The 1,360-nt window shown below is 67.6% G+C and carries 1 protein-coding gene; it reads left to right on the top strand.

Translation table 11 applies throughout. The annotated features are described in order from the left end of the window. Positions 1-60 precede the first annotated feature (60 nt). Positions 61-1,302, top strand: a complete 1,242-nt coding sequence (locus tag ABD292_RS48815) for an IS256 family transposase (RefSeq protein ID WP_344220340.1) — start codon at positions 61-63, stop codon at positions 1,300-1,302. Positions 1,303-1,360 lie beyond the last annotated feature (58 nt).

The raw sequence follows: 1,360 nt of genomic DNA, 5'->3' as shown, positions 1-1,360 counted from the left end.
GAAGACGGCCATCGCGTGATCCTTCGAGTAGCAAGATCAAGATCGAAGGAGAACCAGGCGATGGCCGTAGACAACAGTGTGACGCCCGGGCAGTGGCTGGCGCGGCAGATCGAGACCGACGACCCGGATCTGTTGCGATCCATGGTGAAGACCATGGCCGAAGCGTTGATGTCGGCTGAGGCCGACAGCCTGTGCGGAGCCGGTTATGGCGAGCGCAGCAGCGAACGGACCAACTCCCGCAACGGCTACCGCAGCCGCGAGTGGGACACCCGCACCGGAACGATCGAGCTGGCGATCCCGAAACTCCGGTCGGGCTCCTACTATCCGGACTGGCTGCTGGAGCGGCGCCGCCGGGCCGAGCAGGCGCTGATCAGCGTGGTCGCCACCAGCTACCTGCTCGGCGTCTCCACCCGCAGAGTCGACAAGCTCATCGAGCAGCTCGGCATCAAGCACATCTCCAAAAGCCAGGTCTCGCAGATGGCCAAGACGCTGGATGATCAAGTCGAGGCGTTCCGGACGCGGGCGCTGGACGCCGGCCCGTACACCTTCGTCTGGCTGGACGCGCTGACCCAGAAGGTGCGCGAGGCAGGGCGGACGATCAACGTGCACGCGCTGGTGGCCACCGGCGTCAACGCCAACGGCCAGCGCGAGGTGCTCGGCCTGGAGGTCACCTCGGCCGAGGACGGCGCCGGCTGGCTGGCCTTCCTGCGCAGCCTGGTCGCACGCGGCCTGTCCGGCGTTCAGCTGGTCGTCTCCGACGCCCACCGCGGCCTGGTGGAGGCGATCGGCGCCGCTCTGCCCGGCGCGTGCTGGCAGCGCTGCCGCACCCACTACCTGCGCAACCTGCTGACCACCGTGCCCAAGAGCGCCCAGCCGTGGGTGGCCACCTTGGTGCGCACCATCTTCGACCAGCCCACCTCCGAGCAGGTGCGCACCCAGCACGCCTGGGTCATCAACGCCCTGGAAGCCAAGTATCCGGCCGCGTGCGAGCATCTGGACGCCGCCCGCGAGGACCTGCTCGCCTTCGCCGCCTTCCCCCGCGAGACCTGGCGCCAAATCTGGTCCAACAACCCGCAGGAGCGGCTGAACAAGGAGATCCGCCGCCGCACCGACGTGGTCGGCATCTTCCCCGACCGAGCCTCGATCATCCGCCTCGTCGGCGCGGTCCTGGCCGAGCAGACCGACGAATGGACCGAAGCCCGCCGCTACATGGGCCTGGACATTCTGGCCAAAGCCCGCGTCCGGCTCATCGCAAGCGACACACCGGCCCAGAACCCGCTCCCGCAGACACTTACCGCTTAACCTGCAGAAACAGGATCACGCGAAGCTTGATTCATACACCACGTCCGTGGACGTGACC

It is taken from the genome of Nonomuraea bangladeshensis, from assembly GCF_039529455.1.
GTDB lineage: Bacteria > Actinomycetota > Actinomycetes > Streptosporangiales > Streptosporangiaceae > Nonomuraea > Nonomuraea bangladeshensis.
The sequence above is the reverse complement of the archived record's forward strand: the minus strand, read 5'-3'. Positions and strand labels throughout refer to the sequence as shown.

Excerpts from the sequence above, each read along its gene's own strand:
- ABD292_RS48815 (WP_344220340.1), top strand. The coding sequence starts at position 61 with ATGGCCGTAGACAACAGTGTGACGCCCGGGCAGTGGCTGGCGCGGCAG.